At 45.3% G+C, this 21,055-nt stretch carries 19 protein-coding genes and 1 tRNA gene; 16 read left to right on the forward strand and 4 right to left on the reverse strand.

From position 1 onward, the window contains the following. Positions 1-27 precede the first annotated feature (27 nt). The 13 genes from ACMVP2_RS13785 to ACMVP2_RS13845 all read left to right on the forward strand — a co-directional run bounded on the left by ACMVP2_RS13785 (position 28) and on the right by ACMVP2_RS13845 (position 13,707). A complete protein-coding gene (locus tag ACMVP2_RS13785) occupies positions 28-939 on the forward strand; it encodes an aminopeptidase (protein ID WP_416868075.1) in 912 nt (303 codons plus the stop codon). A 70-nt stretch (positions 940-1,009) separates the two neighbouring features. Beyond that, on the forward strand, positions 1,010-1,537 hold the full coding sequence (hpt, locus tag ACMVP2_RS13790) for a hypoxanthine phosphoribosyltransferase (protein WP_339784834.1): 528 nt from the start codon (positions 1,010-1,012) through the stop codon (positions 1,535-1,537). Positions 1,538-1,608: 71 nt separating this feature from the next. After that, positions 1,609-2,181, forward strand: coding sequence for an adenylate kinase (locus tag ACMVP2_RS13795; RefSeq protein WP_339784836.1), 573 nt, complete (start codon positions 1,609-1,611; stop codon positions 2,179-2,181). Positions 2,182-2,240: 59 nt separating this feature from the next. Then, a complete protein-coding gene (gene obgE / locus ACMVP2_RS13800; protein WP_151996473.1) occupies positions 2,241-3,233 on the forward strand; it encodes a GTPase ObgE in 993 nt (330 codons plus the stop codon). A gap of 72 nt (positions 3,234-3,305) precedes the next feature. Further along, on the forward strand, positions 3,306-3,884 hold the full coding sequence (locus ACMVP2_RS13805) for a nucleotide exchange factor GrpE (protein ID WP_339784838.1): 579 nt from the start codon (positions 3,306-3,308) through the stop codon (positions 3,882-3,884). Positions 3,885-3,890: 6 nt separating this feature from the next. After that, a complete protein-coding gene (dnaJ, locus tag ACMVP2_RS13810; protein ID WP_317489469.1) occupies positions 3,891-5,018 on the forward strand; it encodes a molecular chaperone DnaJ in 1,128 nt (375 codons plus the stop codon). Positions 5,019-5,196: 178 nt separating this feature from the next. Then, positions 5,197-6,009: a hypothetical protein gene (locus ACMVP2_RS13815; protein WP_339784842.1), complete on the forward strand. Its 813-nt coding sequence runs from the start codon at positions 5,197-5,199 to the stop codon at positions 6,007-6,009. 205 nt (positions 6,010-6,214) lie between these two features. Then, positions 6,215-7,150 (forward strand): tetratricopeptide repeat protein, encoded by a 936-nt coding sequence (locus ACMVP2_RS13820; protein ID WP_416868076.1) that lies wholly within the window; start codon positions 6,215-6,217, stop codon positions 7,148-7,150. Beyond that, on the forward strand, positions 7,048-8,133 hold the full coding sequence (locus ACMVP2_RS13825) for a sensor histidine kinase (RefSeq protein WP_416868077.1): 1,086 nt from the start codon (positions 7,048-7,050) through the stop codon (positions 8,131-8,133). Before ACMVP2_RS13820 ends, ACMVP2_RS13825 begins: the two co-directional genes overlap by 103 nt. A 223-nt stretch (positions 8,134-8,356) precedes the next feature. Then, on the forward strand, positions 8,357-10,852 hold the full coding sequence (locus tag ACMVP2_RS13830) for a PAS domain S-box protein (protein WP_416868078.1): 2,496 nt from the start codon (positions 8,357-8,359) through the stop codon (positions 10,850-10,852). A 95-nt stretch (positions 10,853-10,947) separates the two neighbouring features. Continuing rightward, positions 10,948-12,648, forward strand: coding sequence for a sensor histidine kinase (locus ACMVP2_RS13835; RefSeq protein ID WP_339784848.1), 1,701 nt, complete (start codon positions 10,948-10,950; stop codon positions 12,646-12,648). Beyond that, the gene (locus tag ACMVP2_RS13840; RefSeq protein WP_339784850.1) at positions 12,645-13,274 is read left to right on the forward strand and encodes a response regulator transcription factor; all 630 of its coding nucleotides are present in this window, start codon (positions 12,645-12,647) and stop codon (positions 13,272-13,274) included. The genes ACMVP2_RS13835 and ACMVP2_RS13840 overlap by 4 nt, the downstream gene beginning before the upstream one ends. A 121-nt stretch (positions 13,275-13,395) precedes the next feature. Continuing rightward, on the forward strand, positions 13,396-13,707 hold the full coding sequence (locus ACMVP2_RS13845; protein ID WP_339784851.1) for a hypothetical protein: 312 nt from the start codon (positions 13,396-13,398) through the stop codon (positions 13,705-13,707). A 175-nt stretch (positions 13,708-13,882) separates the two neighbouring features. Here ACMVP2_RS13845 and ACMVP2_RS13850 read toward each other — a convergent pair whose 3' ends face one another. Together ACMVP2_RS13850 and ACMVP2_RS13855 are read right to left on the reverse strand one after the other, a co-directional pair. Then, positions 13,883-16,573 (reverse strand): FtsX-like permease family protein, encoded by a 2,691-nt coding sequence (locus ACMVP2_RS13850; protein WP_416868079.1) that lies wholly within the window; start codon positions 16,571-16,573, stop codon positions 13,883-13,885. A gap of 10 nt (positions 16,574-16,583) precedes the next feature. Then, positions 16,584-16,910 carry a PadR family transcriptional regulator gene (locus ACMVP2_RS13855; RefSeq protein WP_339784855.1) on the reverse strand — a complete coding sequence of 109 codons (327 nt, stop codon included), beginning with the start codon at positions 16,908-16,910 and terminating at the stop codon, positions 16,584-16,586. 200 nt (positions 16,911-17,110) lie between these two features. Between ACMVP2_RS13855 and ACMVP2_RS13860 the strand changes: the two genes are divergently transcribed. Further along, positions 17,111-17,653 (forward strand): inorganic diphosphatase, encoded by a 543-nt coding sequence (locus tag ACMVP2_RS13860; protein ID WP_339784857.1) that lies wholly within the window; start codon positions 17,111-17,113, stop codon positions 17,651-17,653. Positions 17,654-17,816: 163 nt separating this feature from the next. Then, entirely contained in the window at positions 17,817-18,281 is a 465-nt protein-coding gene (locus tag ACMVP2_RS13865; RefSeq protein ID WP_416868080.1) for a Dps family protein, read from the forward strand. Positions 18,282-18,361: 80 nt separating this feature from the next. On the opposite strand, the gene ACMVP2_RS13870 is transcribed toward ACMVP2_RS13865, so the two are convergent. Continuing rightward, positions 18,362-19,828, reverse strand: coding sequence for a Do family serine endopeptidase (locus ACMVP2_RS13870; protein WP_416868081.1), 1,467 nt, complete (start codon positions 19,826-19,828; stop codon positions 18,362-18,364). Between the two features lie 246 nt (positions 19,829-20,074). Between ACMVP2_RS13870 and ACMVP2_RS13875 the strand changes: the two genes are divergently transcribed. Beyond that, positions 20,075-20,148: transfer RNA gene (locus ACMVP2_RS13875), tRNA-Asn, on the forward strand. A gap of 236 nt (positions 20,149-20,384) precedes the next feature. Here the strand turns inward: ACMVP2_RS13875 and ACMVP2_RS13880 are convergent. Beyond that, positions 20,385-21,050: a 3-keto-disaccharide hydrolase gene (locus ACMVP2_RS13880; protein WP_416868082.1), complete on the reverse strand. Its 666-nt coding sequence runs from the start codon at positions 21,048-21,050 to the stop codon at positions 20,385-20,387. Positions 21,051-21,055: the final 5 nt, after the last annotated feature.

Here is a 21,055-nt window from a genome sequence, read left to right on the forward strand (position 1 = left end):
TTGACATTTAAGAAAACTGGAAAATCCATGAAGCTATTGAAAGACCTCTGTGCCGTGCATGCGCCCTCAGGCGATGAAGCTCCTATGAAGGAGTTCTTGTTGTCTTATATAAACAAGCAGCAAAAGACATGGAAAGTGAGGCCTGAGATTATTCAGGGGCCGGAGTTTCAGGATTGCCTCATCCTGGCCTTTGGCAATCCCAGGACGGCAATTTTTGCGCACATGGACTCCATTGGGTTTACTGTCAGGTACGACAACCAACTGGTGCCCATTGGCGGGCCAGATGCCGATACTGGTACGCTGCTGGTAGGGGAAGACAGCCTCGGGCCAATCGAATGCAAGCTTGTATTAAATGAAGAAGGCCGTGCCTTTTATGAATTTGGCAGAGCCATTGACAGAGGCACCGGGCTTACCTACAAATGCAACTTTCGACAACACGACGACATGGTAACCACTTGTTATCTTGATAACCGTTTGGGCGTTTATAATGCCTTGAAAGTGGCGGAAACACTAGAGCACGGAGTGATCGTCTTCAGCGCCTGGGAAGAGCATGGAGGTGGTTCGGTGCAATACCTCACAAAGTACTTGTACGAGCGCTGGCAGATAAAACAGGCACTGGTTTCCGACATTACCTGGGTGACTGACGGAGTGCATCATGGTAAAGGTGTTGCAGTGTCAATGAGAGATAAAAATATTCCACGAAAATCGTATGTGCATAGGATCATAGCTATCGCTCAGTCGTCAGGTGTGCCTTTTCAGCTGGAAGTAGAAGGGAGCGGCTCTTCCGATGGTCGGGACGTGCAAATTTCTCCCTATCCTATCGACTGGTGCTTTGTGGGGGCTCCTGAAAGCAATGTGCACTCGCCAAACGAAACCGTGCACAAAGATGACATTACGGCTATGGTGAGTCTGTATGAGGTACTGATGGCTGAATTGTAGCCAGGCAGCATTGCAATGTGGATGCTCGGGTAATCCAACCAGCTGGGTGCATTAAAAATACTGAAGAGGTATGACGATTAACAACAAAGAATTTGAGCAATACATAGAGCGAAATCAGATCAGCGACAGACTCAATGAGCTTGCCGGGCAAATTGATGCGGATTATGCTGGTAAAAGCGTGGTGATGCTTGCGGTGTTGAACGGGGCCTTCATTTTTGCCGGCGACCTTATTCGTTTGCTCAAGGTTGATGCCGAGATTTCCTTTGTAAAGCTGAAGTCTTACAAAGGAACGGCCTCAACCGGTGAAGTGCAAACCCTGATTGGGCTCATGCATGAGTTGAAAGACAGAGAAGTGCTGATTGTAGAGGACATTATAGACACTGGGCGCACGATGAGCAAACTTTTGGAAATGGTTTGGGAGCAGTCGCCAGCATCAGTTAAAGTCTGCACACTACTGGTAAAACCTGATGTTTTCAAGAACAAATATCAGCTTGACTACGTTGGTTTCAGCATTCCTGATAAGTTTGTTGTGGGCTACGGACTTGACTATGACGAGCTTGGCAGGCAACTGCCAGACATCTATAAAATTAAAGACTGAAGTTTGTAATTCTTTTTTTGATAAGTATTTCGGATTTTTGACCCTTTGTAAAAGAAACGAAACCTAATGTAATGCTGAATATTGTTTTGTTTGGCCCTCCGGGTGCCGGTAAAGGAACCCAGAGTGAGAAGCTAATTAGCAAATATCACCTGACTCATATATCGACTGGCGACTTATTTCGCAAACACCTGACTGAAGGCACCGAGCTCGGAAAGCTAGCTCAAAAGTACATGGATGATGGCAAGCTGGTTCCGGACGAGGTGGTGATTGGCATGGTGGACGATAAGCTGAAATCTACCAATGGATCGTCGGGGGTTATCTTTGATGGCTTTCCCCGCACTGTTAATCAGGCTGAGGCTTTGGACAACCTGCTCAATGGCATGGGCGAACCTATCAAAGGAATGATAGCGCTCAACGTTCCGGAAGCCGAGCTAAGGGCCAGAATCAAAGAAAGAGGTAAGACTTCCGGGAGAGTGGATGACCAGGACGAGGCAAAAATTACCACCCGGATAAAGGTTTATCAGGATGAGACGATGCCGGTAGCTAATTACTACAAGTCGCAAAGTAAATACCATCAAATAGAGGGAGTTGGTGAAATAGAAGAGATATTTCACGACATTTGCAGCGTAATAGACTCTTTCTAAGAGCAAAGAAATAAGGAGGGGGATGCTTTTCCATGGCGAAAAGCGTCCTCATTTATTATATGGCTGACAACAACTTCATTGATTACGTAAAAATTAGCTGTAAGTCGGGCAACGGCGGGGCTGGTTCAGTTCACTTTCATCAGGAAAAATTTATTGATAAAGGAGGGCCCGACGGCGGCGATGGTGGCCGGGGTGGCCACATTATTCTGAAAGGAAACTCGCAACTGTGGACTTTGTTGCACCTCAAATACCGGAAGCACATCATTGCGGAAAATGGTGTGGCAGGTGCAGGCGATAAATGTACGGGTGCTCAGGGCAAGGACATTATTCTCGATGTGCCACTCGGGACGGTAGCAAGGGACGCCGAGACCGGCAAAAAGTTACTGGAGATTGTTGAAGATGGTCAGAAAGTTATTTTAAAAAAGGGCGGCCTCGGAGGGCTGGGTAACGACCATTTTAAATCACCTACCAATCAAGTGCCTACTTATGCCCAGCCAGGCACGCCTGGTGAGGAGGGTTGGGTGATCCTGGAGCTGAAGCTTTTGGCCGATGTTGGTCTTGTTGGCTTTCCAAATGCCGGGAAGTCGACGCTTCTTTCTGTTATTTCTGCGGCAAGACCCGAAATAGCCGACTATCCCTTTACCACCCTCACACCCAATTTGGGGGTTGTGCCCTACCGTGACTTTAAGTCGTTCGTTGTGGCCGACATACCAGGTATCATCGAAGGCGCCGCTGAAGGGAAAGGTCTCGGCGTACGCTTCCTGCGTCATATCGAGCGAAATTCCATTCTCCTGTTTATGCTGCCAGCCGACGCATCTGATATCAAAAAAGAATACAACATCCTTCTAAACGAGCTCAAAAAGTTCAACCCGGAACTACTGGATAAGCAACGGCTGCTGGCGATCACAAAGTCAGATATGCTCGATGAAGAGCTCATGACGGAGATGAAAGCAGAGCTGCCCGACGATGTAGAAGCTATATTTATTTCGAGCGTAACCCAACAAGGCATACAGGAATTGAAGGATAAGATTTGGCAAACCATTAACAGCTAGTGTCATCTTGTCAGTCAGAAGTGGTTTGGCAAAGTAATTGACTCTTGCTGGCAGGAATTAATGTTTCTTGAAATGGCAAAAAAAAACGTGGAAGAGAACAAAGAAACTATTGAGAATAGTGTAGAAGAGCAGGTTTTGGATGGCGAAAATGCCAATGCCTCTGAGGAGAGTACTGACAATGGGTCAGACGTCGCCGAAGACGAAGTGACCGTGCTTAAGAGAGAATTGGAAGAGTCGAAAGATAAATACCTGAGGCTTTATTCTGAGTTTGATAACTATAGAAGAAGGACCGCCAAAGAAAGAGTGGAACTTATCAAAACCGCTGGTGAGGACGTACTGGCTGTTCTTATTCCGGTAGTTGACGATTTTGAACGAGCAAAAAAATCGATAGATGGGCAAGAAATCGAGGCTTCGGTAAAAGAAGGTGTCGATCTTATTTATAACAAATTAATTAAAGTGCTTGACCAAAAAGGACTGAAGGCCATGGAAGTTGAAACCGGCCATGAGTTCAACCCCGAATTGCACGAAGCAGTGACTCAGTTTCCTGCACCTGACGATTCGCTGAAGGGAAAGGTGATAGATGTTGTTGAGAAGGGATATGTTTTAGGTGACAAGGTCATCAGGTTTGCAAAAGTGGTAACAGGGGCATAATCGATTATGGCGAAAAGAGACTTTTACGAAATCCTAGGAGTAGAAAAGGGTGCACCGCAGGAAGAAATAAAGAAGGCTTATAGAAAAATAGCCATCAAATTTCACCCTGACAAAAACCCCAATGACCCTACGGCGGAGGAAAAATTCAAAGAGGCGGCCGAAGCTTATGAAGTGCTGAGCAATGCTGAGAAACGCCAGCGGTATGATCGCTACGGTCATCAGGGCGTTGGTGGTGCCCCTGGCGGCGGTTTCAGTGGCGGTGGCATGTCAATGGACGACATCTTTGATCAGTTCGGCGATATTTTTGGCGGCGGTGGCGGCAGCCCTTTTGAAAGTTTTTTTGGTGGTGGGCGCTCCGGTCGTGGAGGTGGTCGTAAAGGATCTAACCTTCGTATTAAGCTGAAGCTTACCCTTGCAGAAATAGCAAATGGCGTTGAAAAGAAAATAAAAGTGACCAGGCTGGTGACAGCTCCCGGAGTGACTTACGCTACCTGTTCTACCTGTGGTGGAGCTGGTCAGGTGAGAAAAGTTGTCAACACCATGCTTGGCCAAATGGTATCGAGCAGCACCTGTAGTGCTTGCGGTGGCTCAGGCCAAAGAGTCGACAAACGCCCTCCCGGCGTAGATAGCTCCGGCTTGCAGCCTCAAGAAGAAGTGATCAGCATCAAAATCCCGGCTGGTGTTTCTGATGGCATTCAATTGTCGATGTCAGGCAAAGGTAACGTTGCTCCCGGCGGCGGAACGCCTGGCGACCTGCTGATTGTGGTGGAAGAGATTGAAGATGAGTTGCTGAAAAGAGACGGCAACAATGTCATTTTTGACTTGTACCTCAACTTCGCTGACGCCGCCCTCGGTACTTCGCTGGAAGTGCCTACTATTGATGGCAACGTCAAGATAAAGATTGAGCCAGGCACCCAGAGTGGCAAGTTGCTAAGACTGAGAAGCAAAGGTATCCCTGACTTGAACGGCTATGGCCGGGGCGATCAGCTGATCCACGTCAATGTTTGGACACCCAAAACACTTGACAAAGAAGAGAGAGAAATACTCGAAAGATTCAGGGAATCCGACAATTTCAGCCCTAATCCGGGGAAATCGGAAAAAGGGTTCTTCGATAAAATGAAAGAATTCTTTTAAAAGTTATATCGGAATGCAGTTTCGTCGAAAGGAACTGCATTTTTTATTATTTTCTTTCAACATTCGCAACTCTCTCTGCTGTATATCGTTGATAGCCACTATGCGGAGATTGGTTTTATTGAGTTTTAGTCTTTTAGCAAGTTTTTCGTCATTTAGTCAGTTAAAAAAGTTTTACTCTGTGAGCAACGACTCTGCCTTTCAAAAGGTAGATTTTTGTTTGAGTGCAACTTCTGGCTCTTGCTATATCCGGCCTGTGAAAGCAGCCCAGCCAGTCAATATTTATGGCAATCCAGACTTCGAAACCATCAACCCATCGTTCAAGACTTACATAAAGAACAGCGTCAAGCATGTTAATCTTGACCTTGAAAACTATCAATCCTCCACAATAAGCAAAAGTCTGACGTCGAGTATTTTTGGAGACAACAAGAAAGACGACAAGAATTACTGGAAGATTCTCCTTACCGAGGACAAAGTATACTCTCTGCAGCTAGCTTATGGTATCGGAAATGCCGATGTTGATCTTTCGGGCATTCCTGTAGAAAAACTAAAGATTAACACCGGAAGTGCTGACGTCATTGTTGATTATGCCGATGGCAAGGGAAACCTGGTGGCAATGGACACTTTTTTTGTGAAAGTTGACCTGGGGTCGCTGATCGCCAATCATATCAACCTTACCAACTCAAAAGTAATCGTGGCCGAAGTGGGGTTTGGAACAGCAGTGCTCGACTTTAGTGATAAAAGCCAGCAATCATCCAAAATCAGGGCCAGCGTAGGGGCCGGCCGATTGGAAATGATCATGCCAAAGGAAAACGTTCCGGTGATTATATACCTGCACAACTCGCCTCTTTGCAGTGTTAAAATGCCAGCTGAGTTTACACAGATACGAAAAAATGTGTACACCAGCTCCAGCTACCATCCCGATGCCCTCGATTTGATGGAGTTCAATATAGACGTTGCACTCGGCAACGTAGAGTTCGTCAGCAAGAAGTAAATAGATTTTCAGTTTATTCATTTGCCTTTTTGGAATAGCCATTGTGCCAACTGGTTAGCAAGCAATAGCTTGTTTTATAAAAGCGAAATTCTTGAACAAATAGCCAGGTACATAAGGAGGGTTAACACTTAGTTTGAATTACCCTTTTTTTTAAATAATTATGCATAGGCTATGGTGTTTTGTTTGCTAATTATTGTTCTCCAAGATGATGATTCCGAGATGTTTGATTCTGACTTTCCTGCTTTTTGTGTCCTATTTTTCTTCCGGGCAATCAACTCTCGACTCACTTCTCAATGATTGGGAACTAAGGAAAACGACGAACCCGGACACAACTACCGTTAATCTTCTAATTGATATAGCCACAGCGTATCAGTACGACAACACTGACAGTGCGCTTTACTACTGCAGTTTGGCAGAGGAGTATTCCAGAGACTTGGATTTTACACGAGGACTCGCCAATAGCCTGACCAAGAAGGGGGTCTGCTACTACATCAGAGGCGTTTACGATCTGTCGCTCGATGCTCACTCAAGTGCTCTGGTGTTGCATCGGCAGATTGGCAACGGAAAGGGGATGGCACTAAGTCTGAATGGTATCAGTTTGGTGTATCTCGGTAAGGACGACTTGACCAGAACGATTGAGTATCAGCGGCAGTCAATTTGGTACAGTAAAAACAGCACTGACTCCTCCCTCCTGGCGAATAATTATTTTAACCTTGGCCTCGCTTTCGACGAGTTGCGTCAGTTTGACAGCGCCTACCATTATCTCGATGCTTCTATCAGGGTTTGTAATGTTTACAAAAATGAAAGGATCAAGCTCATGGTAAACAATCGCCTGGCGCTTACTTATTTTCACGAAGGCAGGTACAGGGATGCCATCGAGCAGTACAAAAAAGTGCTTAGTGCGGATTATTATCAAAGCAACTGGGAGAGCACATTTGCGCACGCCGGTATGGCTGAGGCCTACATTAGGCTAGACGAACCCGTAACAGCTATCAATCACGGACGTTACGCTCTGGACTATGCAGAGAGATGGGGGCAATGTGGGACAAGCAAAGAGCCTACGGGGTGCTGGCAGAGGCTTATGCTGAAAGCGGTGATTTTGAAAACGCATTCGAAACACATAAAAAATATAAGCAGTTAAGTGACTCGATTCTCAGCGAGGCAAAAGAGAAAGAAATAAACTTGTTGATGGTTAAATACCACGAAGCAGAGAATCAAAAACTGGCTCAGGAGAACAAGGTTCAGGAAAAAGAGCTTCGGGTTACCTTTCTGGCTAGTATTATTTTTGCAGTGGTGTTGGTATTCACACTTGCCGTTGCCTATCTCTTATCGAGAAATAGCAAGATAAAGAGCAGGCTCAACGTAAAACTCACGCAGCAAAATGAGGACATTGCCAGGAAAAAGGAGCAGATAGAAAAGCAAAATGAAAGGCTTGAGGCGTTGAATAGCACTAATTCACTGATACTTTCTATTATAAGTCATGACATGCGCAGTCCGATAGCTTCGATGCAGTCAACGATCGAATTGATGAAGGGAAAGTTTGGAACAGCATTCAAAGACTTCGCATTATTTGACGAGCTCGGTAAACGAGTTGATAATGTAGCTAACATGCTCAATAACCTGCTCACTTGGGCGGGAGCGCAGTTTTCTGGCATTCAAGTTACCATTGAGGACGTTAATGCCACTGCAGTTGTGCAGGATTTGGTGGCTGTTTATGGTTTTCAGGCCGGGGAGAAAAATATAAGCCTGGTTCACCAGCCACAAGCCGATATTTTCTTGCGGGCGGATGTTTCCCAACTGAAAATCATTGTGCAAAACTTACTCAGCAACGCTATCAAGTTCACAAGGGAAGGTGGTGAAGTGAGGATTGATTATTCGCAAAATAGCTCAACGACTTCGATACACATAGTGGACAATGGTGTTGGCATGACCAAAGAAAAGCTAAGTGCTATTCAAAATAAAGTAAGCAAAAGACTGACCGAGCCAGGAACCAGCAATGAGCCCGGAACCGGCCTGGGTATTTTACTGGTCAAGCAATTTATTGAGAGCAACGAGGGCTCTATGGAAATCAAAAGTGAAGTCGGTAGAGGAACGGAGTTCATCATAAGCTTCAAGAAAGTATAGTATTTTACTTTCTTTGCCCGGCCCTCAAATTTCGGTTGTCTAAAGATTTGGCGTCTATGTCCCCCACTGCCCCCGCTTGGTCGAAATCACATATCGGCCATAGCAATTGATTCGTTGTAATAGTGATCTTTGTATCATCACTCTCTTCCATTACTCACAACATTATTAATTATTTATTGTTGCAATCCTTCAAAAATGACGAAAGGATTATGAGTTGTTTGCTATGGAAAAAATAAAAGTTTTGCTGAGGGGAGCTTACCTCCCCATGAAGTCGCTTCTGGCGTTTGTTTTTATTGCCTTGGCGTTGGTGTCGGTCAACGATTTTCTCGTTTCTGCATATATACTAACCCATACACAAGCTTCACTTTTGCTATTGACAGGGGCAATGATCGCCATTTATGGGTACGTGCACATCACTAAGGCGTCATATACCAAACACCAGCGTGATAGCTACGCCTGGAATATTATAAACAATAGCCCTGAGATGGTTTGGGCAGTTAATACAGAGTATAAATTACTTTTCTTCAATGAGGCGTTCCGATCTTCCATAAAGCTTTTTTCAGGTCACGATTGTCGCCCTGGAGATGATGTGCTAGCCATAAACATGGCTGAGGACAACAGTAAATGGAAGGAGCTTTATAATAAAGCATTAAGAGGGATTTCCTTTACATTCCAGGACACGATATCAGCGGCTATTGGCACAGCGAGCTACGAAAATTCATTTCAGCCTTTAAAAAGTCCCAAGAGCGGACAAATTGAAGGAGTAACATGTGTGAGCCGGGATATAACCTGGAAAGTTGACCAGGAGAAGAAACTGAAGGAGAGCAATGAAAAGCTGGAGATGGTACTTGAAGGGGCCGACCTTGGAATTTGGGACCTTAACGTGCAAACCTGGGAGGCTCAATACAATGAACAGTTAAAGGAAATGCTGGGTTACAGCGCCGACGAAATGGACGGTTCTCAGGCAACCTGGCAAAGTTTAGTCTATCCCGCCGACCTGGAAGCAGCTTTGGGTAGCATAAAAAGCCATATCAACGGGGAAACCGAGATGATTGATATGGAGTACAGGATGCGCCACAAAGATGGCCATTGGGTATGGATACACAACAGAGGCAAGGTAATGGAGAGGCATGCTGGTGGTAGGCCTGTAAGGGCGCTGGGAACCCACCTTGACATAACTCATCGAAAGTTAGCCGAAGCTGAATTGCAAAAGTTGTCTCTGGTAGCTAGCAAAACACATAACGGAGTAGTTATAACAGACGCCAATGCCAGGGTGGCATGGGTAAACGAAGCATATGAAAAGATGACGGGATTTACCCTTGCTGAAATAGCAGGTAAATCCCCTGCGGATGCTGTTAGTGGGCCCGATACGGATAGTGCGGTTGCGAAGAGGATTGAGGAGAAACTTGCTGGCAGGCAAATCATTAGAGAAGAGGTTGTCTACTACAAAAAGAACGGTGAAAAAATTTGGGTGGCGCTTGAAATCACTCCGATTTTTGACGCTATGGGTAATCTTGAGCGATTTATTTCAATCGAAACAGATATTACCGAACGGAAGAAGCAAGACAACCAACGTGTGATATTGGAGGCCGCCGTTAAAAATATTGCAGAGGCGGTGCTAATCATCAGCAAGCCAACTGAGAAAAATGACTCTTTATACAGGGTGGTCTATTCTAATGATGCTTTCTTCAAAATGACAGGTTTTAGCAGCGAAGAAGTGGAGCATAAGAACCCTATTAATCTACTTAGGGGCCCCAAGTCAGATAGCGAAAAATTGACGAAGGTGTTTGAAGCCATTGCTAATGAAGACTATATTCAGGAGGACTTGGTTTCTTATAAAAAGAATGGAGAGTCGTTTTGCATTAATCTGGCTGTGTCGCCGGTTGGTGATTTAAACCACAATAACAAACACTACTTTGTTGCTATTGTAAAAGACATAAGTGAGAGGAAACAAGCTCAAAGTGACGCTCAGGGGCTAACCAATGAGCTTGTCGCCCGCAACAAGGAGTTGCAGGAGTTTACTCAAATAGTTTCTCACAACCTGAGAGCTCCGGTTGTCAACATTCTCGGACTGACCCAAATATTTGATAAGTCGCAGGCTTTCAACCCATACAACCTGAAGATACTAAAGCATCTTACTGAATCGGCACAACAACTGGATACAATCCTCATCGATCTGAACGATATTCTTCAGGTAAAAGAGTCCTCTACTCAAGTGAAGCAAAAGTTTATCTTGAAAGATTTGATTCAGCAGGTGCTTTCGTCTTTCATGCTTCAAATTGAAGAGTCTGGGGCAAAAATCAGTGTGCAAGCCGATGAATCTATTCAGTTAGAGGTGATTAGAGGATATGCTCACTCAATTATTCACAATCTTACGACGAACGCACTAAAGTACAGGCATCCCAGACGGCCTCTCGAACTCGAGGTCACCTCATATACGACTGAAGCTGACTTGGTTTTGTGGGTGAAGGACAACGGTTTGGGCATGGATACGAAACAAATTGAGGGTAAATTATTCAAACTGTATAAGCGCTTTCACAGCCACGTGGAAGGAAAAGGGATGGGATTATTCCTGGTAAAAACGCAAGTGGAGAGAATGGGGGGCACTATCAAGGTGTTTAGTACACTTGGCAAGGGCACCGCCTTCAGGGTGACTATTCCAAGGGAGAACTGCCTGGTGGAACAGGAGGAAATGCAATATGCCCTGGAGGTAAAATAAGATGAGGCAAAGCCTTGCACTGTGTAAAATCTCTCTTTCCATTATTAAATAAAGGTTGCATCTTGGCGGTTTAACTTCTAATAAGTTATTCCGTCTTGAAGCTTAAACTCAATATATGGCTCACCCTTTGCCTCTTTGTTTTCAGCACCATTTTTATTCTGGTGGTGTTCAATATTACCTATTCGAGCCTTGAAGAGGAGCTTGTTTTAAGAGCAAAGGACAAACTAAACGCCGTTAATATTCTTAAAAAACGGCTCATAGAGCTTCACCTGAGAGACAAGAAGCAAGAAGCGGATCACATTTTATCCAACGCCGACCTTCATGGTGTAAGTGAGGCCGACCTGGTGGAAAACCTACAATCGATATCCGAAATAAAACGGATTGTGGTTTTGCACGAATTTGACCCCGATCAGGTTCGGTTTGTAGCCAGCCTCGACGTAGACTCCACCTATTACAATTTTCTTTTCACGAGTGAGAAAAGGCAAGTCCGCCTGGTTTTTGGCTTGCAGGACATTCAGGATATTCTACTGGAGCGTACCGGGCTTGGTGTAACCGGCGAGTCGTACGTAGTTAATGAGCGACATCGCCTCATGTCAGCCTCTCTCTTCCACCCTCAGGAATACCCTACTAACATATCGAGCCCCAGCCACGGTGTGCTGTCGGCCATTGGCGGCAAAGAAGACGTCACGATCTACACAGACTACCGGGATGTGGGCGTGATGGGAGCTTTTCGGCCCGTTGATTTTTATGGGATAAAAATGGCTCTCTTAACAGAAATTGACCTCGACGAGCTTATGCGACCCATCTATTCGATTAGAGAGAAGATGGTCATAGTTGTGGGGATTTTGATGGCGGTGTCGTTAGCCATTTCTGTTTTTCTCGGTAAAATTCTGTCGAACCCCATTGTGCAACTTCGAAGAGTGGCTGACCAACTATCGCTGGGAACCTTACCTTCCGACATCCGACCTTCTGGTCCCGTGTTGGAAATGCAGCAGATTACACTGTCGATGGATAAGCTTATCCATTCTCTGAAGCAGATTGCATCATTTGCCTCCGATATTGGTGAAGGCAAGATGGAGTCTACCTATGTAATGCTGAGCAGCCACGATGAATTGGGGAAAGCCATTCTCCAAATGCGGGATCAGCTGGTTACGCTAAACAATGAAAAAAATGCGCTTGAGCTCAACTCGAAACGAGTATTGATTGAAGCACAGGAAAAAGACCGGGAAAGGATTTCCAGGGATTTACACGACGGGCTCGGGGCATTGCTAACTACCTTGAAGCTAAGAATGGAAAAGAGCGGCCTGTTGGTTGAAAATGCTGACATGCGAGATTTGATTGAAAGAACTATTTCGGAAACCAGAAGCCTGGCAAGGAACCTGATGCCGGCAGTGCTTCGTGATTTTGGATTAAGCGAGGCCCTTGAACAGCTTATTTCGGACATTGAAGACAGTACTCAGATCAAAGTTTTATTTTTTAATGAGCTTGAGAATTCTAACTATAAACTAGAGAAGGACAAACAAGTATATATTTACCGGGTGGTGCAGGAGGCTATCAACAATGCTATCAAGCATGCGCAATGTGACGAAATTCAACTTTCAATCACAGTTTTCGATGATCATTTGGCGTTGTATATAAAGGACAATGGCATTGGTTTTGAGGTTGGGCAGAAAGAAGGATTCACCGGCCTGGGGCTCAGAAATATTGAAGAGCGGGTAAGGTTAATGGGCGGTGTTTTTTATATAGAATCAGAAAAAACAGGAACAGGCATAGAGATAGAAATTCCGATATCATGAGTACTATAAGAATCATTATTGCCGACGATCACCAGCTATTTCGGAATGGTCTCAGGGCTTTACTACAAGCGCAAGAGAGCGTTGAAATTGTTGGTGAGGCAGAAACTGGTGAGGCTCTCCTCCATCAGCTAACAACCACGAAGGCGGACATCATTCTGCTGGACATTTCTTTGCCAGACAAGTCGGGGCTCGACATTCTTCCGCTGGTAAGGGAAAAATATCCTGACACAAAATGTATCATGCTAACTATGCACGAGGAACTCCAGTACGTGAAGGAGAGCCTCAAGAAGGGGGCGTCGGGATATTTGCTTAAAGACACAAGTGAAAACGAATTGCGGGAAGCCATACGTGGGGTGTACCTCGGAAAGCGACACTTTAAAAATAAGATATCGGAGCTTCTGCTGGAAGATATGTCCGGGCCGGGAAGCCCGTCACCTATTCTTTCGGAAAGGGAAATTGAGATTGTGAAAATGGTGGCTGAGGGCAAAATCACCAAAGAAATAGCCGACAAGCTGTTTATTAGCGTCCGCACGGTGGAAACGCACCGGTCCCGTATCATGAAAAAGCTCGGCGCCGCAAACGCTTCCGAAATGATCAATGCAGCCTATCGCCGTAAGCTCATTTAGCGTTACGTATTTACCACATACCAGATTACGTATTTACCACATATCCAATTACCCATTTTTTGCGAAGGCCGGGGGTGCCGTTAGTTCGTTTATTTGTATGAACATTAAACGCACCCTAATTATGTTAAAGGCAGCAACAACAACCCTTATTCTTGGCCTGGCTATATGTTTCAGTGCCAATGCACAAAGCAAGTCTTTGAAAGGACCGGCATACAAAAATGCCAGCCCGACTGAAAAGTATAAAGGAAGTAGCACCTTACTGGTAAATGGAAAAGCTGCTAAGGCCAAGGGGCCCGAGGCGAAAAACCAAAAGCCCTGGGACATTGACAAGTCGGAGTTTGAAGTGGTTAGGCTTGATGAATTAAAAGGAAAAAACACAAAGGGACTCAAAGGCCCAGCGTACAAAAACTATAAGCCTGAAGTGAATAACTAATGCAGGAACATTGGTTGGTAGGTTGATTAGACCGGCAGAAGGCCGGTCTTTTTTTACCTCTTCAGTAAGCTTCTAGGGAAATAAAGGCAGTCGCTACGGTTGCCCGGGCAGCCTTTGACGAAAAGGTGGATAGGTTCTTCGGTTGGTGGAGGTTGCCCAATTTCCCGTCCAATTTTTACTCTTCTCTTAATGTGTCTGCCGGATTGTTGCCAGTAGTTTTGATAGTCTGCAGAGCCACGGTGGCCATAAGCAGCAGGCAGATGCCCGCCAAAGTTATTAAATAACTCATCACAGATATATCAATCCTATAGGCGAAGTTCTCCAGCCATTTACTTACCCAGAAATAGCTCAACGGAATGGCCAGCGCTGCGCCAGCAAGCATCACCAGCAGGTATTCCTTGCCAATTAGCCGGATAAGCGAGGTGAAATTGGCTCCCATCACCTTCCTGATGGCCAACTCTTTTACTCTTGTTTTCAGCGAGTAAGCAATCAACCCAAACAAACCAATAAAGGCGATAGTAATAGCCAGCCCGCTTAACAGATAAAGCAATTGGAGCTGCTGCCTTTCATTTTTATAGAGGTTCTCATAAAGCTCATCAAGAAACTGGTACTCGAAAGGGTACTTTGGAAAAAGCTCATTCCAGGCACCTTCTATAACGGACATCGTTGAAGCTACGTCATTGGTTTCAAGTTTCACCAAAAACGTACGCAGCCATAAAGGTTCAAAAACCATGATGATAGGATCCACTTTATTCTTAAGGGTTTCCTGATGAAAATCCTTCACCACACCTACAACGGGGCCCTTTGCAAGCTTATAGGTGCCCTGGTTCCAATCCACATTTTTACCAATAGCCTCCTCGGGAGTTTGCCAACCAATAGCATGCATGGCAGTTTCGTTGAGAATGTAGGCCCTTCTTTTGCTGAGCAGGTATTCTTCAACATCGTTGTTGGCGCCGGTTAGCTGAGGAAGTGGTTCGTAGGCAAGGCTTTTTGGCAACGGCTCGCCTGCCAGCAGCTCCATTCCCATGACGTCGATAAAATCGTGATCGATTACCTGAATATCCATCGACGGGGCATCATCGACGTTTTCCTGGATGCCTTCCGCAGTCACTGTTCCTCCATCCCGTATTTCTCTGGAAGGCACTTCAAGACATGCGCTGACTCCTTTGATGCCGGGTTGCCCGTCCAGCTTATCTTTGAACAATTTGAACTTGTCTTTTACGGTATCCGGCACGCCGGGCAGGGCAATTACCTGATCTTTTTCCATACCAAGGTTTTTCTCGTTCAGAAAAACGAACTGCTGACGGGCTATCATGGCGCTGGCGATAAGCAGAATGGATATACCAAACTGTAGGCTGATGAGTACTCTTTTTACACTAAACCGTCCTGTTTTTTTACCGATCGAAAAGGCTTTGCTGGTTTTGATAATGTTCACAGGCTTGAAAGAAGAAAGCGCAAAAGCCGGGTAGAAACCGCCAAGTAGTCCGGTAACTACTGCCACGCCGAGCAACACGGCAACGAGTACTAAAGGCGGCAAAAGATTCTCAGTTCCTGTTAGCTCGTTGAAAACAGGTAAAGCCAAAAAGGACAGGGCCAACCCAAGCCCTGCGGCAGCCATGCTGAACAACACCGATTCAGTTAAAGAATAGAACACAATTTGCGAGCTTCCGGCGCCAAGGATTTTACGCACGCCAATTTCCTTTGACCGGGCAATAGACATGGCGCTGGTCAGGTTCATGAAGTTGATGATAGCTAAGGCCAAAATGAGGATGGCTACCAGCAAGAATATTTTAACATAAGTAATGGAGCCGTTGGGCCTTATTTCCCGGGCGAGATTTGAATGGAGGTGGATGTCGCTCAAAGGCTGAAAGACAAACTCTGTGCCCTGAAGTGCCTGGTCTCCGTTTATCTTGATAGCCATTGCCTCCAGCTTTTCCTGAACAGACACCATGTTGGTGCCCTTCTGAAACAGTACATAGGTATACGCCCACCACGATCTTTCGGCTTCGTTTCGAAAAGAAATTAACATGTCGACAGGAAGGTGGGTGTTGGACGCCAGGTTTTTCATCACACCGGTAACCTTATAGACGGTTTCGTCGGTAGACCAGTAGCCAGTGATGAATATTTCTTTGCCCATCGGGTCTTCGTTTGCAAAGTACTTTTCGGCAACAGCTTCCGATATCACGATGGAAAGCGGCTCGGCCAGGGCCGTTTTTGCATCGCCTTTTGTAAGAGGGAAGTTGAAAACTTCGAAGACATCTTTGTCTGTTACAAAGGCGTTGTCCTGCCTGAATTTTTCTTCTCCAATTCGCACAAACTTAGGCTCGTGGTTCTGAAAGCGGATGAGCTTCTCTGCTTCAGGAATTTCCTCGGGAATTCCGTTGATCCAGTCGGCATCTACTCTGGCGAAATGTGTGTCGTAGCCGCTGGGTGATGTGTAGTGGACAGTAAGCCTGTAGATTTGATCCGACTTTGTGTGGAAGTTTTCAAAACTTGTTTCGAAATGCAGGTAAATCGTAATTAGAATAAAGGCCGCAAGCCCAATAGCCAGGCCGGTGATATTGAGCAGGGCATAGGCTCTTTGTTTGGAGAAATTTCGGCGAATGACCTTGAGGTAGTTGGTTAGCATGGAATAGGTATTTGTTGATGTATAAGTGGCCGAACGTTTAAATGCATAGCTTCGAAAGCACCTGATCACGTTCCACCAATAAATCAGCTTGGCCAGCCCGGGCGCTTTGCCAACATGCAGCAAGACATAAAAGCTTTCCTCCAGGTCGCCCTCTAGTTCCTCCAGCCTGTCTTTGCGGCAGTACCACCGAAAAAACTTCAGAGCTAGTGGTGGCGGGAAATGTTTTTCGTGACTCATACTCGGGGAACTATTGTATGGAAATGGCTGGAATTTGACTGCGCAGCTGCTCCCGCAGCGAAGCAATTTCTTCCAGAGCCTTTCGTGCATATGGCGTGAGGTAAAACAGTCTCTTGCGCTTGCCACCCCTGAAATCACCCGCCTCGCCTAGTTTCGATTCCAGGAAACCCTTCTCTTCCAGCCGGTACAATACCGTGTGGATGGCGCTTATATTGATGCTCTTGCCAGTTTGTTTTTTGTACTCTTCTACAACGGCAACGGAGTAGGCACCATTATACAATACCCCAACAAGTAGTAGCACGATCTCCTCAAAATTGCCCAACTTTAGATTTTCCATATTTTATTCAGTATTGTAAGTAATATACTGAATCGGCAACGATAAGTTTCACTTTTGTAAGGAAAAAGTGAAAAAACCAATTTACCGCCATTTGATTTTGAGTTTACGGCTCAAGTGTGCATGCTCGCTGTTTGCCGGTTTCAGCAGTTGCGAATTCTGCTGACAGATGCTTACCTTTACTGATACATGAAACAATAACTATGGATAGATTTAACCCCTGGCATCACGTAAGCCTTGGCGAAAAGGCACCGGAAATCATTAATGGCATCATTGAGATACCAAAAAATAGCCGAGCCAAATATGAACTCGATAAGGACAGCGGTTTACTAATGCTCGACAGGGTGCTTTATTCTTCAGTTTATTATCCAGCCAACTACGGGTTTATCCCTCAAACCTATTGTGACGACAAGGATCCATTGGATATTCTGGTGTTGTCGCAAATCGAAGTGGTGCCTCTTTGCATAGTGCCTGCCAAAGTAATCGGTGTGATGCGCATGCTCGACCAGGGCGAGGCGGATGATAAGATCATTGCCGTTGCTCAGCACGATATGAGCTGGAACCATTACAATGACATCAGTGAGCTGCCTGATCACTTCAAAAATGAGATTCAGAACTTTTTTGAAGACTACAAAAAGCTCGAACACAAAACCGTGGTGGTGCACGACTTTATGGATAGAGTGGTTGCCATGGAAATTGTAGAAAAAGCCATCGAGGACTACAAAATCAAATTCAAGAAAGCCTAAACGAATTACACTAAGCGCTTCGTTTAGTTAATAGGCTTTCATACTAATCGTCATAGAAAATACCTATAGTCAGATTGATAATAACAATCAATTCGAGTGATCTATTGTGTGGTTTTGAATGTTATCTGATGGTAAAAGGATAAGAATTTAAACCAATAGTATCATGAACTACATAGGAATAGATGAGGATGTTGCTGCGATCGAAGTAAAAGCTTTGAATAGTTTGCTTGCCAGCTATCAGGTGTTTTACCAAAACCTGCGGGGCTTTCATTGGAACATCAAAGGAGAGAAATTCTTTGGGCTGCATGAAAAGTTTGAAGAATACTACACGGCCGCCGCAGAAGACATAGACGCAATTGCTGAAAGAATTCTCACAATAGGCGGTGTGCCTTTGCACTCGATCAGCCAGTATCTGAAGGAAAGCAAAATCAGAGAGGTGACTGAGGTAAGCGAGGCAAGGACAGCTGTTGAGAGCATTCTTGAGCAGTATATAGAGCTTTTGAATTTGGAAAGGCCTATTCTGGATCAAAGTGCCGAAGCGAATGATGAAGGCACTAATTCCCTCATATCAGACTTGCTGGCCAAGCAGGAAAAGACCATTTGGATGCTAAGCAGCTGGTTGAAGTGAAGGAGCCCGGAACACATGTAAAACAAAAAAGGGTTCATACTGTATGAACCCTTTTTTGTTTATAAGATAGTTTCTCGCTGCTACCAGCCTATGCCATAGAAAGCCTCCGTTCCATCGGGATAAACACCTTCAATCAGCGTTCCACCTCTTTTGTTGGCCATCACTCTTGCCAAGTCCTGAATATTTCTGATGGTAGTTTTGTCGATATTGGTGATGATGAAACCGGCACGAACACCAGCTTCTTTCCATTTACCGTCGTTTACCTCGGTGGCTTTTGCACCGCCATCGATTTTTAGGTTTTGCATTTCTTCCCTGCTCACATCTGTAAAGTTGCTTCCTTCTATTGAGAAAGAGCTTCTGGCTTCCACAACCTCGATAGAGTCAGACGTGCTTTTCAGCGTTACCTTCACGGTGCTTTCTTTGCCGCCTCTTATATAAGTGACCTCCACTTTGTCGCCTGGTCTTTTAACAGCTATTTTTTCCTGAAGCTTGGCTACATTGTCAACGCCTTTGCCATCAACGGCGATAATCACATCCCCTTTTTCAAGGCCGGCGTCGGCAGCGCCACTGTTGGGGTTCACATTCTCAATCGAAATGCCCTTCAGCACATTGAGTCCTCTGGCTTCAGCCAGGGCAGCATTTACGTCTACGATGTTCACTCCCAGTAAAGCCCTTTGAACCACACCAAACTCCTTCAAGTCATCCATCACTTTTTTCACAAGTGTGGTAGGCACAGCAAAAGAGTAGCCTGAATAAGAGCCGGTGTGGGTGGCGATCGCTGTATTGATACCAACAAGCTCTCCTCTAAGGTTGACCAATGCCCCTCCACTATTGCCGGGGTTAACGGCGGCATCTGTCTGTATGAACGACTCGATTTGCAGGTTTCTATTGCTGGGGTCACGAAGTATATTTATGTTTCTGCCCGTAGCACTTACAATACCAGCCGTTACAGTCGACCTGAACTCGAATGGATTGCCAATGGCCAGTACCCATTCGCCGACGTTGATATGCTCTGAGCTTCCAAACTTTACGAAGGGAAGATTTTTACCATCAATTTTCAATAGCGCAAGGTCAGTCGTCGGGTCAGTGCCCACCACCTTAGCATCAAAAGTTCTGTTGTCATTCATAAGCACTTCCACCTCTGAGGCATTTTCCACCACGTGGTTGTTGGTTACTATATAGCCATTGTCGGCTATGATCACACCTGAGCCGCTGGCACCTGATGGAGCCCTTTGCCCCCTGTTACCAAAGAAGTCCCGGAAGTACTGATCAAATTGATTGTTGCTGGCAGTGGGTGTGGAGGTGTATTTTGACCTGATGTGTACCACGCCTGGTGTAGCTGCTTTGGCAGCGTATACAAAATTAAGTCCTTCTGGCACCACCACACTCGTCGTGTCGAGGAAATTGGAGAACCTTACATTCTGACGGTCTTCGAATGATGAAAACTCATCATTCTGGTTGTTTAGCAGTTGATACCCGCCTATAGCTATCATCGCACTCAAAAGGGAGGAGAATAGCATCGCTACATAAATCTGTCTTTTATTCATAACTCGGTATTTTTTTAGTCAGTTAACACCAGTGTAACGAAATAGGATCGTCTGTGATGCTACATTAACGTTTTTTAACAGGCATTGTGTTCCGCTAGCTAAAATAGCAGATTGTTGGCACAAAAAATTATGCCTGTGAATAAGGAAAATATGGCCGCTGTTTTTGCACAATTAAAATGAACCTGCTAATATTGCATTCCCATTTGACGAGCCTCTCTTTTGGTAAGTCATTCGGAACCAGAATATTCCTCCTTAGCTCAGCTGGTTAGAGCATCTGACTGTTAATCAGAGGGTCCTTGGTTCGAGCCCAAGAGGAGGAGCGGAAACAAAAAAAGCCATCATTACCGATGGCTTTTTTTGTTGCGGTTTTCGTTCGTCCCTAAAAAACCAAAACTGGTTCAATGCGCCTCGCCCGGCCGGGACAGGCTTGGACCTGTTGCTTTTTTATTGCCGACAGTTGCTGAAAGCCAGAATTTTTGTTTTGACTGGCACTCTGTTGGCCTATTGCTTGACCCATCATTTCTGATAGTTTCCTTGTTTTGCGTGGAGCGATTGACTATTTCAGTTCCTTAATCCTGATGTTCCTGAAATACAATTCCGAACCATGTCCTAAAAAGCCGATGTAACCCGTCTTATTTTTTAGACCTGAGTGCTCCTTATGATCCATGGTGCCGTCTTTGCTGGCCTCGGCGATGTCGCCATCCACAATTACTTCGCCATTAAGCGTCACCTTCACTTTGTTGCCCTTCACTTCAACCTCCTGGTAGTTCCACTCGCCAACAGGCTTTAAAAAACCACGCTTAGCAGGGATAACCCCATAAACAGAGCCATGGTATTGATAGGGCTGAAGCTTGGAGTACATTTCGGCAGTGTTGTCTAATATCTGCAGTTCCATACCTACATAAGCAGCATCACCTTCCAGCGGTGTGCGAATGCCCAGGCCGTTGTTGGCGTCAGGTGTTAGCTTGAACTCAAAACGGAAAATGAAATCTCCGTATTCCTTTTCAGTGTAAAGATTGCCGCTTCCACCTGCATCTGTTTTCACTGCAATAGTGCCGTTTTCCGCCACATAATCTTGCTTATTGCCTATCCAGCCAGAGAGGTCTTTTCCATTAAAAAGGAGCATATAGCCATCCTTTTTTTCTTCTTTGGTGAGTTTGTTTTGAGCCAAAGTGGCATTAAAGGCCATTAATAGAGTGAGTGCTATTAGCTGTGTTTTCATTTTCT

It is taken from the genome of Imperialibacter sp. (assembly GCF_048007035.1).
In the GTDB taxonomy this organism is placed as follows: domain Bacteria; phylum Bacteroidota; class Bacteroidia; order Cytophagales; family Cyclobacteriaceae; genus Imperialibacter.